Origin of the sequence: Achromobacter ruhlandii, assembly GCF_002082135.1 — a bacterium.
GTDB lineage: Bacteria > Pseudomonadota > Gammaproteobacteria > Burkholderiales > Burkholderiaceae_B > Achromobacter > Achromobacter ruhlandii.
The window spans coordinates 2,469,765-2,482,815 of sequence record NZ_CP017433.1 but is presented as its reverse complement, the minus strand read 5'-3'; the positions used below and the strand labels follow the sequence as shown (position 1 = coordinate 2,482,815).

The 13,051-nt window shown below is 71.2% G+C and carries 13 protein-coding genes; 6 read left to right on the top strand and 7 right to left on the bottom strand.

From position 1 onward, the window contains the following. The first annotated feature begins 15 nt into the window (after window positions 1-15). The 5 genes from AruCF_RS11205 (at window position 16) to AruCF_RS11185 (ending at window position 6,502) form a co-directional block, all read left to right on the top strand. A complete protein-coding gene (locus AruCF_RS11205) occupies window positions 16-813 on the top strand; it encodes an enoyl-CoA hydratase/isomerase family protein (RefSeq protein ID WP_144419120.1) in 798 nt (265 codons plus the stop codon). 95 nt (window positions 814-908) lie between these two features. Next, complete coding sequence (locus AruCF_RS11200; protein ID WP_049073301.1) at window positions 909-2,132, top strand: CaiB/BaiF CoA transferase family protein; 1,224 nt, start codon at window positions 909-911, stop codon at window positions 2,130-2,132. After that, on the top strand, window positions 2,129-4,459 hold the full coding sequence (locus AruCF_RS11195; RefSeq protein WP_083036705.1) for an acyl-CoA dehydrogenase family protein: 2,331 nt from the start codon (window positions 2,129-2,131) through the stop codon (window positions 4,457-4,459). The genes AruCF_RS11200 and AruCF_RS11195 overlap by 4 nt, the downstream gene beginning before the upstream one ends. A 45-nt stretch (window positions 4,460-4,504) precedes the next feature. Beyond that, on the top strand, window positions 4,505-5,476 hold the full coding sequence (locus AruCF_RS11190) for a Bug family tripartite tricarboxylate transporter substrate binding protein (RefSeq protein WP_049073299.1): 972 nt from the start codon (window positions 4,505-4,507) through the stop codon (window positions 5,474-5,476). Between the two features lie 63 nt (window positions 5,477-5,539). Beyond that, window positions 5,540-6,502: a LysR family transcriptional regulator gene (locus tag AruCF_RS11185; RefSeq protein WP_049073298.1), complete on the top strand. Its 963-nt coding sequence runs from the start codon at window positions 5,540-5,542 to the stop codon at window positions 6,500-6,502. Between the two features lie 13 nt (window positions 6,503-6,515). Here the strand turns inward: AruCF_RS11185 and AruCF_RS11180 are convergent, their stop codons facing one another. The 6 genes from AruCF_RS11180 to AruCF_RS11155 form a co-directional block, all read right to left on the bottom strand. Further along, window positions 6,516-7,424 (bottom strand): amidohydrolase family protein, encoded by a 909-nt coding sequence (locus tag AruCF_RS11180; RefSeq protein ID WP_049073297.1) that lies wholly within the window; start codon window positions 7,422-7,424, stop codon window positions 6,516-6,518. Next, window positions 7,421-8,035 (bottom strand): carboxymuconolactone decarboxylase family protein, encoded by a 615-nt coding sequence (locus AruCF_RS11175; protein WP_049052132.1) that lies wholly within the window; start codon window positions 8,033-8,035, stop codon window positions 7,421-7,423. The genes AruCF_RS11180 and AruCF_RS11175 overlap by 4 nt, the downstream gene beginning before the upstream one ends. Window positions 8,036-8,048: 13 nt before the next feature. Then, window positions 8,049-8,663 (bottom strand): glutathione S-transferase family protein, encoded by a 615-nt coding sequence (locus AruCF_RS11170; protein WP_049073296.1) that lies wholly within the window; start codon window positions 8,661-8,663, stop codon window positions 8,049-8,051. A gap of 37 nt (window positions 8,664-8,700) precedes the next feature. Then, the gene (locus AruCF_RS11165) at window positions 8,701-9,345 is read right to left on the bottom strand and encodes a flavin reductase family protein (RefSeq protein WP_049073295.1); all 645 of its coding nucleotides are present in this window, start codon (window positions 9,343-9,345) and stop codon (window positions 8,701-8,703) included. A gap of 85 nt (window positions 9,346-9,430) precedes the next feature. Continuing rightward, window positions 9,431-10,387 carry a tripartite tricarboxylate transporter substrate binding protein gene (locus tag AruCF_RS11160; protein ID WP_080977566.1) on the bottom strand — a complete coding sequence of 319 codons (957 nt, stop codon included), beginning with the start codon at window positions 10,385-10,387 and terminating at the stop codon, window positions 9,431-9,433. A 59-nt stretch (window positions 10,388-10,446) separates the two neighbouring features. Beyond that, the gene (locus AruCF_RS11155; protein WP_049073293.1) at window positions 10,447-11,427 is read right to left on the bottom strand and encodes a Bug family tripartite tricarboxylate transporter substrate binding protein; all 981 of its coding nucleotides are present in this window, start codon (window positions 11,425-11,427) and stop codon (window positions 10,447-10,449) included. Window positions 11,428-11,630: 203 nt separating this feature from the next. On the opposite strand from AruCF_RS11155, the gene AruCF_RS11150 reads away from it, so the two are divergent. Beyond that, window positions 11,631-12,053, top strand: coding sequence for a hypothetical protein (locus tag AruCF_RS11150; RefSeq protein ID WP_049073292.1), 423 nt, complete (start codon window positions 11,631-11,633; stop codon window positions 12,051-12,053). Window positions 12,054-12,165: 112 nt separating this feature from the next. On the opposite strand, the gene AruCF_RS11145 is transcribed toward AruCF_RS11150, so the two are convergent. Next, window positions 12,166-12,963: a hypothetical protein gene (locus AruCF_RS11145; protein WP_235432771.1), complete on the bottom strand. Its 798-nt coding sequence runs from the start codon at window positions 12,961-12,963 to the stop codon at window positions 12,166-12,168. Window positions 12,964-13,051: the final 88 nt, after the last annotated feature.

Genomic DNA, 13,051 nt, shown 5'->3' with positions numbered 1-13,051 from the left:
ACAAGGAGACACACCATGACCATGCCGGAAAACCTGGCCGGGCCCTACACCGCGCTGGACGTCAGCCTCGACGGCGGCGTCGCCACCATCCTGCTGGCCAATCCCCCCGTCAACGCGCTCAGCACCGAGATGATGAACGAGCTGTCGTGGGTGCTGGACCGCATTTCCGAGACGCCCGAGGTGCGGGCGGTGGTGCTGTCGGGCCAGGGCAAGACCTTCTGCGCCGGCGCCGACCTGAAGAACCGCGCCGCCACCATCAAGGGGCCGGGCGACCTGCCGCAGCATTCGCGCCGCACGCGCGAGTGCTTCCATGCCATCCGCGAATGCGCCAAGCCGGTGGTGGGCGCCATCAACGGCGCGGCGCTGGGCGCGGGGCTGGCGATCGTGGCCTCGTGCGACATCCTGCTGGCGGCGTCCGACGCGGTGGTGGGCCTGCCCGAGATCAACGTCGGGCTGCTGGGCGGCGGCCGCCATGGCATGCGGCTGTTCGGCCATTCGCGGCTGCGGCGCATGATGCTGACCGGCCTGCGGGTGGACGGCAACGAGCTGTACCGGCTCGGCGTGGTCGAGGAAGCGCTGCCGGCGGACGCGCTGATGCCGCGCGCGCAGGAGCTGGCGCGCGAGCTGGCGTCCAAGAGCCCGCTGGCGACCATGCTGGCCAAGCAGACGCTCAACGCCATCGAGGACATGAGCCTGCGCGACGGCTATCGCTACGAGCAGGACATGACGGCGGCCATCGCCAAGACCGAGGACGCCATGGAGGCCCGCCGCGCCTTCCTGGAAAAGCGCGCGCCGGTGTTCCAGGGCCGTTAGCGGCACGGACCCCGCGCATAACAGCTATTGCGGCGGCGCCGTAGGTGCAAGGCCCGGCGCTGCCTACACTTCGCAAAAAAAGACAAGGAGACGACATGACGAGCGCGTTGGACGGCGTGAAGGTGCTGGACCTGAGCCGGGTGTTTTCGGGGCCGTGGGCGGCGCAGATGCTGGCCGACTTCGGCGCCGACGTAATCAAGGTCGAGCGCCCCGGGCGCGGCGACGACGTGCGCCACCAGGGCTATCCGCTGCCCGGCCGCGACGGCGCGCCGAGCCCGCAGACCTCGTCGTTCGTGGCCATGAACCGCGGCAAGAAGTCGCTGACCATCGACATCTCCCGGCCCGAGGGCCAGGCGCTGGTGCGGCGGCTGGCGCGGCAGGCCGACATCGTCATCGAGAACTTCAAGGCCGGCGACCTGCGCCGCTACGGGCTGGACTACGCGGCGCTGGCGGCGGTCAATCCGCGCCTGGTGTATTGCTCGATCACCGGCTTCGGCCAGAGCGGGCCGTACAGTCACCTGCCGGGCTATGACCCGATCTTCCAGTCCATGAGCGGGCTGATGAGCGTGACCGGCGTGCCCGACGGCGAGCCGGGCGCGGGGCCGGTCAAGGCGGGCTACTCGGTGTCGGACCTGACGGCGGGCTTTTACGCGGTGTGCGCCATCCTGGCGGCGCTGCGGCACCGCGACCAGGTGTCGGGCGCGGGCCAGCACATCGACCTGGCGCTGCTGGACGCGCAGATCGCGGCGCTGTCGCACATCGGCATGAACTATCTGGCCAGCGGCCAGTTGCCGGCGCGCATGGGCTCGGCCTCGCAGATCACCGCGCCGTTCCGCGCCTTCGAATGCCAGGACGGCCACCTGATGGTGGCGGTGGGCAACGACTCGCAGTTCCGCGCCTTCTGCGAGGTGATCGGGCTGCCCGAGCTGGGACGCGATGCGCGCTTCGATACCAACCCCAAGCGCGCCGCCGCGCAGCCCGAACTGTCGCGGCTGATCGAGCCGGCGCTGCGCGCCCGCGGCGTGCGGGACTGGAATCAGGCGCTGGCGGCGGCCAACGTGCCTTGCGGGCCGATCTACACCATGAACCAGGTGTTCGAGGATCCGCAGGTGCGCCACCGCGGCGTGCTGGGCAGCGTCGAGCATCCTCGATTGGGCGCCGTGCCAGTCATCCGCAACCCGATCCATTTTTCCGGCACGCCGATCACGGGCGGCCTGCCGCCGCCGCTGCTGGGCGAGCACACGGCCGAGATCCTGCGCGCCGAACTGGGGCTGTCCGACGACGAGATCGCCCGGCTGCGGGCGGAGGGCATCGTATGAGCGGCGTCGACCATGACCTGATCGAAGAGATCCGCGACAGCGCGCGCGACTTCCTGCAGCGGCGCGACCAGCGCCAGCGCAAGCGCGCCGAGGCGCCGCCGGACCGCGACTATTGGCGCGAGATCGCGGGGGTCGGCTGGCTCGGCATGAGCGTGCCCGAGACGCTGGGCGGCCTGGGCCTGGGCTGGCGGGCGATGGCGGCGGTGCTGGAGGAAGCGGGCCGCGCACAGTTGCCCGAGCCGCTGGTCGGCGCCGGCGTGCTGCCGGCGGCGCTGCTAGCGCGGATCGCGCCCGTCGATGCGGCGCGGCGCGACGCGCTGCTGCAGGCCGTGTGCGGCGGCGAAACGCTGCTCGGGCTGGCCTGGCAGGAAACCGAGGGCCAGTTGGAGGCCGGCGAGGCCGCCACGGCCTTCGGCGTCAGCGTGATCGAACGCGAGGGCGCGTACGTGCTCAATGGCGAGAAGCGCCACGTGGTGCCGGGGGCCGGCGTCGATGGCTGGCTGGTCACGGCCGATGGCGAGCGCGGCACCGCCCTCTTTTTCGTCGCGGCCGGCACGCCGGGCGTGACCGCGCAGGTCCACGCGCGCGCCGACGGCGCCGCCGCCTGCCACCTGGCGATCGAGTCGGCCGTGGTGCCGGCGGACGCGCTGCTGGCGCGCGACGGCGTGCTGGACGCGGTCGACGAGGCGCTGGACCTGGGCCGCCTGATGCAGTCGGCGGAACTGGTGGGGGTGGCGCGGCAGGCGCTGGCCGATTCGGTGGCCTACCTGAACACGCGCCAGCAGTTCGGCCGGCCGCTGGCGTCGTTCCAGGCCTTGCAGCACCGGCTGGTGGACGCGGCCATGCAGGTCGAGCTGGCATCCAACAGCCTGCTGGACGCGCTCGATACGCTGGCCGCGCAACCGGACGACGCCACCCTGCGCAAGACGCTGGCCAGCCGCGCCAAGGCCCGCGCCGCGCGCGCCGGCCTGGAGGCGGCGCGGCTGGCGATCCAGCTGCACGGCGCCATCGGCTACACCGAGGAATGCGACGTCAGCCTGTACTTCCGCAGCGCGCTGCACCTGGCGGCCTGGCTGGGCAATGCCGCCGCCCATCGCCAGCGCTACGGCGCGCTGGCGGCGCTGCCCGCGCCCAGCGTGGATGATGACGACGCCGCGCCCATCACGGACTTCCCGCGCGAGGCCGACTGGAACGGCATGCCGGAAGCCGACTTCCGCCGGCTGGTGCGCGGCTTCTTCCGCGCCCATTACCCCGAGCACCTGCGCCACGTACCGTGGCGGCTGCATTGGGACGAAATCAAGGACTGGTATTTCACGCTGTCGCGCCAGGGCTGGATCGCGCCGTCGTGGCCGCGCGAGCACGGCGGCATGGCGCTGTCGCCGGCGCGCCAGATCGCCTTCATCGAGGAAGCCGAACGCCACGGCGTGGCGCGCGCGCCGGACCAGGGGCTGGTGATGCTGGGGCCGATCCTGATCCGCCACGGCACCGAGGAACAGCGCGCCCGCTTCCTGCCGGGCATCCTGTCGGGCGAGGCGGTGTGGGCGCAGGGCTATTCGGAGCCGAATGCCGGCTCGGACCTGGCCTCGCTGCGCTGCGAGGCGCTGGTGGACGGCGACGACCTGATCGTGAGCGGCCAGAAGACCTGGTCGACGCTGGCGCAGGACGCGACCCACATGTTCATGCTGGTGCGCACCGACAAGACGGTCAAGAAGCAGGCCGGCATCAGCTTCCTGCTGGTGGATCTGGCCAGCCCGGGCGTGAGCCGCCGCCCCATCCGCACGCTGTCGGGGCATGAGGAATTCTGCGAGGTGTTCTTCGACCAGGTGCGCGTGCCGCGCGCCAACGTCGTTGGAGAGCTGAACGCCGGCTGGGGCATCGCCAAGGCGCTGCTGGGCTTCGAGCGCCTGTTCAGCGGCAGCCCCAAGCACGCCAACCATGCCCTGCAGCAGATCTTCAGCATCGCGCGCCAGCGCGGCCTGCTGGCCGACCCGGCGTTCGCCGACCGGCTGGCCGAGCTGCGGCTGGACGCGGCCGACCTGACCGCCATGTACTGCGTCTTCGCCGAGCTGGCCAAGGCCGGCCGGCCGCTGCCGCCCGAGCTGTCGCTGCTGAAGGTCTGGGCCACCGAGACGCACGAGCGGCTGGGCGCCCTGCTGATCCAGATCGCCGAGGAATACGGCGGCGCGGCGATGCGGCTGGGCTATGGCAACGGCCAGGTGCACGCGCTGGCGCCGTATGTCAACGCGCTGGCGGCGACCATTTTCAGCGGCACCAACGAGATCCAGCGCAATATCTACGCCAAGCAGTTGGGGCTGGAAGGCGCATGACAACGACGCGCCGGCCGCCAGCCGGCGCCACAGGAGAGAGACAGAATGAACAAAGCTACCGCACTGACGGCGGCCGCCCTGCTGCTGGGCGCCGCCTTTGCCGCCCCGGGCCAGGCCGCCGCGCCCTGGCCGAGCCAGCCGATCCGGCTGATCGTGCCCTACCCGCCCGGCGGCTCGGTCGACAACCTGGCGCGGCTGCTGGCGCCGGCGCTGGGCCAGCGGCTGGGCCAGACCATCGTGATCGAGAACAAAGCCGGCGCCAGCGGCACCATCGGCGTGGACGCGACGGTGCGCGCCACGCCCGACGGCAACACCTTCGGCTTCGGCGTGCCGGGCGCCATCACCGGCCTGCCGCACGTCATGAAGGTGCCGTACGACGTGTCCAGGATCCAGTACGTGTCGCTGGTGGCGCGCATCCCGCTGGTCATCGTGGTCAACCCGTCCCTGCCCGACGCCACGCTGGCCGACTTCGTCGCCAGCGCCAAGCGCCAGCCCGGCAAGTACAACTATGGCTCGGCCGGCAACGTCACCACGCCGCACCTGGGCGGCGAGCTGCTCAAGCAGCAGACCGGCATCGACATCATGCACGTGCCGTACAAGGGCGCCTCGCCCGCGGTGACGGCGCTGCTGTCCAACGAGGTGCAGATGTTCCCCGGCGACGCCTCGGCGGTGCTGGGCTTCATCAAGGCCGGCAAGCTGCGCACGCTGGCGGTGGCCAGCCCGACGCGCTTCGAGGGCCTGCCGGACGTGCCGACCACCAAGGAGGCGGGTTTTCCCGATGTGATCGTGGAATCGAACTACGGCATCATCGCCCCCACCGGCACGCCGCCGGAGATCGTGCAGAAGATGTCGCGGGCCATCGCCGAGACGCTGGCCGAACCGGCCCTGCGGCAGAAGATGATCGACCAGGGCGCCATCCCCACGGCCACCACGCCCGAGGCCTACCAGGCGCTGATGCAGGCCGAGTCGAAGAAATGGGGCGAGGTGATCCGGCGCGGCAAGCTGGGGCTGGAATAGTCCCATGCCGGCCCGCTTTTGCCGTACCCTTATGCCGTCTCTTTCGTTGCCGCGTTATCCATCATGCCGCCTGCCAAAGCCACGGGCCTGAGCCTGGACGTCACCGCCGACCTGCACAAGTGGCGGGCCTTCCTGGCGATCGCGGAACTGGGCAGCATCTCGCGCGCCGCCCTGTATCTGGACCAGGACCAGTCGGTGCTGAGCCGCCGCATCAACGCGCTGGAACGCGAGTGCAACGCGCGGCTGTTCAACCGCACCGGCCGCGGCGTGCACCTGTCGGAAGTGGGCGAGCGCCTGTTTCCGCTGGTGCGCACGCTGCTGGGCGACGCCGAGCGGCTGGAACTGGAGCTGAACGGCGAGGCGCGCGAGCCGGCCGGCGAGGTCACGCTGGGGCTGCTGCCGTCCACCGCGCATCCGCTGATCCGGCGGCTGTTCTCGCGGCTGCGCAAGCAGTTTCCCAAGGTGCACCTGAAAATCCTGGAAGGCTCCAGCGGCCAGATCGAGGAATGGCTGACCGACAGCCGCGTCGACATCGCCATCCTGTACCGCTATGGCGACAAATGCCCGCCGGGCGAACAGGCGCTGGCCTCGGTCGATTCGTACTTGGTGGGCGCGGCCGGCGACCCGCTGACGCGCGGCGGCGAGGTCGCCTTCGAACAACTGGACGGCCTGCCCTTCATCCTGCCCGGCGCGCCCAACGGCCTGCGCAATGCGCTGGACGGGCTGGCGCGGGCGCGCAAGATCAGCATCGCGCCGCTGATCGAGGCCGATTCGCTGCCGCTGATGAAGTCCATCGTCGAGCACGAGCACATGTACACGGTGCTGCCGCTGCACGCGGTCTGGCAGGAGGTGCAGGAAGGCCGCCTGGGCATCGCGGCGCTGCGCGATCCGGCCATGGGACGCATCATCTCGATGGCGTTCGCCCGCGCCAAGGGGCCGGGCCGCACCGTCACCGAGGTTGCCGCGCAGATCCAGAGCCTGGTGCGCGAGATCGGCGGCGAAGGCGTGTGGCACGCCAGCCCCTGACGGGGCCGGCGCTTCAATCGAAGCCGTAGAGCCGCGCGGGATTGTCGACCCAGACCTTGCGGCGCAGGGCGTCATCGCCCAGCCAGCGCTGCGCCACCGCCACCAGGGCGTCGGCGGACGGCGCAGACGCGCCCATGCGCACGAACGGCCAGTCCGAGCCCCACAGCACCTGGTCGGGGTTGGCGGCGACGAAGGCGTCGTGGAGGAGGCGCGCATTCTCGTAGTCCGGCGCGCTGCCGACGCGGCACAGCGTCAGCTTCATCCACAGGCGGCCGTCGGCCAGCAGGCCGCGCAGCAGCTGGAACGCCGGGTCCTGGTCGCCACGCGCCGGGACCAGGCTGCCCAGGTGGTCGATCACCAGCGGCAGGTCCAGCTTCGCCAGCGCCGGCAGGTGGCGCAGATAGGTATCGCACGGCGCCCACAACTGTGCATGCAGGCCGTGGTGTTTCATGCGCGGGGCCAGCGCGGCGACCTGGTCGAACCCCACGCTGCCCGGAAACAGATTGCCGGCGGGGTTGCGCGCCTCGACGAAGCGCAGTCCGCGCACGCCGCCGTCATACAGGGCCCGCAGTTGCGCGTCGCTGACCGACGGGTCGGCCACCGCGATGCCGCGCAGGCGGTCGCCGCCCTGCGCCAGCGCGTCCAGCAAGGCATCGGGATGCGTGCCATAGGGCGCCGGCTGCACCAGCACGCCGCGCGCGGCGCCCAGGGTGTCCAGCATGCGCAGGTAGCGCTGCGCCGACGCGTCGGGCGCGGCGTAAGAGGACGGATGCCACAGCGGGAAGCGCTCGTAGGGGCCGAACACGTGGCAATGCGCGTCGCAGGCAAGAGGCGGCAACGGTTCGGCGGGCGCTTGTGGCATGCGCGGCGTCTCGACGCTGTCGGGCGCGTAGGGTTGCGTGGAGTCGGCGGACGCGGTCATGCCTTGCCCTCCCCGGCCAGCGGCGCCAGCCGGCTCAGCGCCGGCCAGCCGTCCTGTTGCGGCACGTCCAGCGGCGCGGGCGCGTCGTCCGGCATCGGGATCTCGTGCGCGTTCAGCGTCATCGACACCATGGTGTAGTAGCCGATGACGGCGGTCAGTTCGACCACGCCGACGGCGGCCCAGCGCTGCACCGCCTCGGCGTACAGGGCGGGCTCGACCTGGCCGGTCTCCTGCAGTTGGCGGGCGTAGGCGTAGACGATCTCGTCGTCGCGGTTGTCGAATACGGGTTCGCGCCGCGCCTGGATGGCGTCCAGCACCGCGTCGGCAATGCCGGCGGCCCGGGCGGCCTGGGCGTGGATGTGCCATTCAATCTGGCTGTTCCAGCGGCGCGCGGTGACCACGATGGCCAGTTCGCTGACGCGCGGCGGCAGGCTGGTGCCAAAGCGCAGCAAGGCGCCCAGCGCCTGCCAGCGCTCGGCCAGCTCGGGGTTGTGCAGCGCGGCGCGCAAGGGGCCGACCAGCCGGCCGCGCGGGCCGGAGACGATGCGCTCGTAGACGCGCTTCTGGTCGTCGCTCATGCTGTCGGGCGTGGGCAGGGGAATGCGGCTCATCATGGTCCTTCGCTCAAGGCGTTTCGTCGGGTTGACTGCGCGCAACGGAGGGCCGCGCGCTGAAGTCCTGGTGCCAGGCGGCCAGCGCCGAATGGCCATCGCGCCAGGCCAGGTCCGGGAAACGATAGTCCAGATACGACAGCGCGCAACCGATGGCGATCAGGCCCAGGTCGAAGCGGCTGGCGCGCAGGGCCGGCGCCTCGGCCTCCAGCACGGCCAGCACCGCGCGGGTCTTCAGCGCGAAGGCGTCGAGCCAGGCCTGGGTCTGCTTCCCGGCCGGCTTGTTGCGTTCCTGCCGGTACAACAGCAGCGCGTCCAGGAAACCGTCGCCCAGCGCCTGGCGCCGCTCGGCCAGCAGGCGCGCGGCCGGGTCCGCCGGCAGCAGGCCGGCGCCGGCCAGGCCGTCCAGATAGGCGCAGATGACGCGCGAGTCGTAGACCGGCGTGCCGTCGTCCAGCACCAGCGTCGGCAGCTTGATCAGCGGGTTGTCGGCCACCAGGTCGAGGTTGGGCTTATCCATGGCGACCGGCGTGCGCACCAGCGTCACGCGGTCGGCGATGCCGGCTTCGTACAGGACGATCATCACCTTGCGCACGAAGGGCGAGCGCGGCGACCAATGCAGTTTCATCAAGAGGCTCCCAGGAAATTCGATATCGTGACGCGGTTCAATGGCCCTGCGCGGGCCGCACCGCCGGATCATTGGCGGCGTCCGGCGCGCGCATCTGGAACAGGTCGCTCGTGTGCGCGTACCAGCCGGCGCCGTGCATGCGGCCCAGCAGGCGCAGCGCGGGGGTGTCCACATGGAAGCGCTGCGCGTCCAGCAGCGCGTCGTCGCGCAGGTACAGCGCCACCACCCGCGCCAGCACGATGACGCGCTGTGGCGCGGCATCCAGCACCTGCCACACGCGGCATTCCAGCGCCGCCGGGCTGAGCGCGATGCGCGGCGGCGCGACCACCCGCGAGGGTTCGGTCGCCAGCCCGGCGCGGGTCAGCTCATCGACGTCGGCCACGTAGTCCAGGCTGGTGTGGTTCATCTGCGCGGCCAGTTCGGCCGACACCAGGTTGATGACGAACTCGCCGGTCTCCAGGATGTTGCGCGAGGTATCCTTCAACTGCCCGCCGCGCGGGCCGATGCCCAGCGCCACGATGGGCGGGTCGCTGCTGACCACGTTGAAGAACGAGAACGGCGCGGCGTTGCGTTGGCCCTGCGCCGACTGGCTCACCACCCAGGCGATGGGGCGCGGCACCACCACGCTGGAGAGCAGCTTGAAGGCGTTGGTGGCGCTGAGTTCGCTGAAATCGAAGTTCATGGATGCGTTCCTGGTGGCCGGCGCCGCGTCCGCGACTGGCCGGCGGCCGTGGGCATGCGGGGTCGTGTGTCCAGTAGCCGTGTTTTCATTTGGCCAGCAAGCCCAGCGTGCCCAGCAGCCTGCGCATGTCGGCCTGGTCCTTGGCGACGTAGGCGTCCGCTTCCCGCGGCGACAGCGCCATCAACGCTATCGCCTGCTCCTGCATGACGCGGCGGTAGTCGGGATCGTCGTTCACGGCCCGGACGGCGTCGCTCAGGGTGTGCACGATGTCCGCGGGCGTGCCGGCCGGCGCGGCCAGGCTGTACCAGGTGGCCGCGTCCGCGCCCGCCACGCCGGCCTCGGCCAGCGTCGGCACGTCCGGCAGCAGCGGCGAGCGCTTGTCCGACGCATAGGCCAGCGCCAGCAGGCGCCCCTGGCGGATGAACGGCAGGCTGGCCGACAGGTTCAGCATGGCCAGGTCGGTCTGGCCGCCGACCACGTCGTTGATGGCGGGCGAGGCGCCGGCATAGGGAATGTGGTTCAACTGCACGCCGGCGACCTGCTGGAACAGCTCGGCGCCCAGGTGCGTGGCGCCGCCCACGCCGGCCGAGCCATAGCTCCACTTGCCGGGTTCGGCCTTGGCGCGGGCGATCAGCTCGGACACCGAGCGGATGCCGCGCGACGGATTGACCACCAGCATGATGGGCTGCACCGCCACCACCGAACAGAAGGCGAAACCCTTGACCCCGTCGTACACGGTCTTCTGCATCAGCGGCGTGACCACGTGGCCGGCCGAGGTGCCCAGCAGCAGCGTGTAGCCGTCCGGCTTGGCGCGCGCCACGAAGCCGGTGCCGATGGAGGCGCCGCCGCCGGGCTTGTTCTCCACCACCACCGGCTGGCCCAGGCGCTTTTCCAGCGCCCGCGCCAGGCTGCGCGCCACCACGTCGGCGGGGCCGCCCGCGGCGTAGGGATTGACCAGGATGACGGGCCGGTCGGGATAGGCCGCCGCCGCGGACGCGGCGCCGATGGACAGGGCCACCGCCGCCAGCAGGGATCGAAGCATCAATCGCATGGGATTTCCTTCCAGGGGCCCGGCCGCCGGGCGGGCCGGGAGCCGGGGCCTCAATCGGCGCGCGCGCCGGACTGTTCGATGATGCGCGCCCATTTCGCCGTATCGACGCGGATGCGTTCGGCGAAGGCTTCGGGCGTGCTGTGGGTGGTCTGGATGCCGTAGCCGGCCATGCGCTCGACCATCCGCGGCGACGTCATCACCGCCTTGATGTCGGCGTTCAGGCGGTCGATGACGGGACGCGGCGTGCCCGCCGGCGCCAGCACGCCGGACCACAGGCTGACCTCGTAGTCCTCGAACCCCGGCGTCTCCGACATCGACGGCACGTCGGGCAGCGCCGCCAGCCGCTGGCGGCTGGTCACCGCCAGCGCCCGCACCTTGCCCTGCCGGACCTGCTCGATGAAGTTGGACGAGGTGTCGATCATCATCGAGATGCGGCCGGCCAGGAAGTCGTTGATGGCGCCCGAGGTGCCCTTGTAGGGAATATGGCGGATATCGGCATGCGCCGCCGTCTTGAACATCTCGCCGGCCAGGTGGCTGGTGGTGCCGTTACCCGAAGAGCTGAAGGTCAGCTCGCCCGGCCGCCGCCGCGCCAGTTCGGCCAGTTCGGCGACCGAGTTGACCTTCAGGTCGGGGTTGACCACCAGCAGGTTGGAGGTCAGGTTGGTCATCGAGACCGGCGCGAAGCTGCGCTGCGGGTCGTAGCGCAGCTTGGGGTACAGCGACGGGTTGATGGTCAGCACGCCCATGGTGGAGTACAGCAGCGTGTAGCCGTCGGGCGCGGCGCTGGCCACGGCCTCGGCGCCGATGGTGCCGCCCGCCCCGCCGCGATTCTCCACCACCACGGTCTGGCCCAGCTTTTCGCCCAGGCCCAGCGCCAGCGAGCGCGCCATCAGGTCGGTGGCGCCGCCGGCCGGGAACGGCACGATCAATTTGACCGGCCGGTCGGGATAGGCCCCGGCCGCCACGGCCGCCGATATCAGGCCCGCGCCGAGCCACAGGCTGACCGCGGTCAGCGCACTTGCCATTCTCATGCTGTCTCCACCCTGGGGGTTCTTGTGTTTGCAGCATGGTAGGCGCGGGGCGGCGATGGCGCTATGCGCGGGATCGCATATCTGCTTTGTGCGGACACCGCGCGGGCCGGCGCCCGCCGGCGTGGGTAACGGCTACCCCTGAACGGCCTGCGGCCGGGATCGGGTATCGTCTGAACCTGGCCCATCCGCCCGCGCCGTTCGCAATGCCCCAACGCCCCGACCTGTTCTCGCCCCCCTCCCGCCAACGCGCCGCCCGCGCCAATTCACTGCTATGGATCCTCGACCCGCTCGAGCGTGATCCCGGCTATCTGCGCCGCAAGATGTTCGGCTGCGACGCCGCCTACCTGGACGGCGCGCTGTACCTGGTGGTGGCCGACCGCGACATCCCCTGGAACGGCGTGATGGTGTGCTCCTCGCATGACCGCCACGCGGCGCTGCTGGCCGATATGCCGAGCCTGCTGCCGCACCCGGAACTGGGCAAGTGGCTGTACCTGCCGCAGACCGACGAGGCGTTCGAGACGCTGGCGGCCCGGTTGGTGGAACTGGCGTTGGCGCGCGATCCGCGCCTGGGCGTGGCGCCCAAGCCGCGGGCGCGGCGGCGCAAGTCCTGGCGGGGCGAGGAATAACGCGGGCCGGCGCGCCCTTGCGCCGCGCGCCATGCCCTGACGGCTGCCACCATGGCGACGGGCGCGAAATCATCCGAACGCTGCGGTGAAACGATAAAGCGGCCGAATTGGCTCACATCGATCCGGCCCGGTCGCCAAACACCTCGCGCCAGGGCCGCGACAGCACCTCGGCGTCCACCGTCGACAGGTATTGCGGCGCCCCCCGCGCCATGGCGGCGAACAGCAAGGCGTCGCTGGCCCCGTCCCACGGCGCCGCGAGCGACTCGTCGACCTCGCCGTCCTCGTCCACTTCGCGAATGAACGCGGCGTCGCCATCGACGGCCTGGGCGCGTTGCCGCAGCAGGCCGTGGATCTGCAGCAAGCCGCCATGCACGGGCGAACGCGCCCCGCCCCGGCGGCGCGCGGCGGCCAGCACGCCATACCATTCCGATTGCGGCGGCGCATCGGCAGGCGTGGAGATGCCCTCTTCGTCTTTCGACCAGCGTTCCCAGGCGCGGCCGTAGCGCTCCCAGCCGTCGGCAGGCAGATCGGCGCCCAACGCCCGCGCCTGTTCGCGTGTCAGTTCGGGAATGCGGGCCAGGATGTCGACCACCGCCTCGCCGTGCGGGCCGAACAGCGCGCCCAGCGGCAGCGGTTGCAGCAGTTCGATCGCGGCGGCGCGCCAGTAGCCGGGTTGCGCCACCAGGCCGGACATGTCGCCCAGCTGCGTCACGCGCACGCGCCACAACTGCCCGGGCCAGCGGCGGCCCAGCGTCATGGTGGCAATGGATTGATCGACGACCAGCCAGGGCGCTTCGGCGCGCGCCAGGCGGACGAGGTTACCGGCACGTTCAAGCGCCATGTCGGGATCGGCGGCGTCGAACCAGAAACCGTCGCGGTCGGAGGAAGCGGAATCGGTGGGAGGCGTCATGGCCGTCATTATCGATGCAAAGCGTCGATGCAAAGCGTCAGGGCAAAGCGTCAGGGCAAAGCATAGGCCCGTCCCTGAACGGCCCCGG

Excerpts from the sequence above, each read along its gene's own strand:
- AruCF_RS11205 (WP_144419120.1), top strand. The coding sequence starts at position 16 with ATGACCATGCCGGAAAACCTGGCCGGGCCCTACACCGCGCTGGACGTC.
- AruCF_RS11200 (WP_049073301.1), top strand. The coding sequence starts at position 909 with ATGACGAGCGCGTTGGACGGCGTGAAGGTGCTGGACCTGAGCCGGGTG.
- AruCF_RS11195 (WP_083036705.1), top strand. The coding sequence starts at position 2,129 with ATGAGCGGCGTCGACCATGACCTGATCGAAGAGATCCGCGACAGCGCG.
- AruCF_RS11190 (WP_049073299.1), top strand. The coding sequence starts at position 4,505 with ATGAACAAAGCTACCGCACTGACGGCGGCCGCCCTGCTGCTGGGCGCC.
- AruCF_RS11185 (WP_049073298.1), top strand. The coding sequence starts at position 5,540 with ATGCCGCCTGCCAAAGCCACGGGCCTGAGCCTGGACGTCACCGCCGAC.
- AruCF_RS11180 (WP_049073297.1), bottom strand. The coding sequence starts at position 7,424 with ATGACCGCGTCCGCCGACTCCACGCAACCCTACGCGCCCGACAGCGTC.
- AruCF_RS11175 (WP_049052132.1), bottom strand. The coding sequence starts at position 8,035 with ATGAGCCGCATTCCCCTGCCCACGCCCGACAGCATGAGCGACGACCAG.
- AruCF_RS11170 (WP_049073296.1), bottom strand. The coding sequence starts at position 8,663 with ATGAAACTGCATTGGTCGCCGCGCTCGCCCTTCGTGCGCAAGGTGATG.
- AruCF_RS11165 (WP_049073295.1), bottom strand. The coding sequence starts at position 9,345 with ATGAACTTCGATTTCAGCGAACTCAGCGCCACCAACGCCTTCAAGCTG.
- AruCF_RS11160 (WP_080977566.1), bottom strand. The coding sequence starts at position 10,387 with ATGCTTCGATCCCTGCTGGCGGCGGTGGCCCTGTCCATCGGCGCCGCG.
- AruCF_RS11155 (WP_049073293.1), bottom strand. The coding sequence starts at position 11,427 with ATGAGAATGGCAAGTGCGCTGACCGCGGTCAGCCTGTGGCTCGGCGCG.
- AruCF_RS11150 (WP_049073292.1), top strand. The coding sequence starts at position 11,631 with ATGCCCCAACGCCCCGACCTGTTCTCGCCCCCCTCCCGCCAACGCGCC.
- AruCF_RS11145 (WP_235432771.1), bottom strand. The coding sequence starts at position 12,963 with ATGACGCCTCCCACCGATTCCGCTTCCTCCGACCGCGACGGTTTCTGG.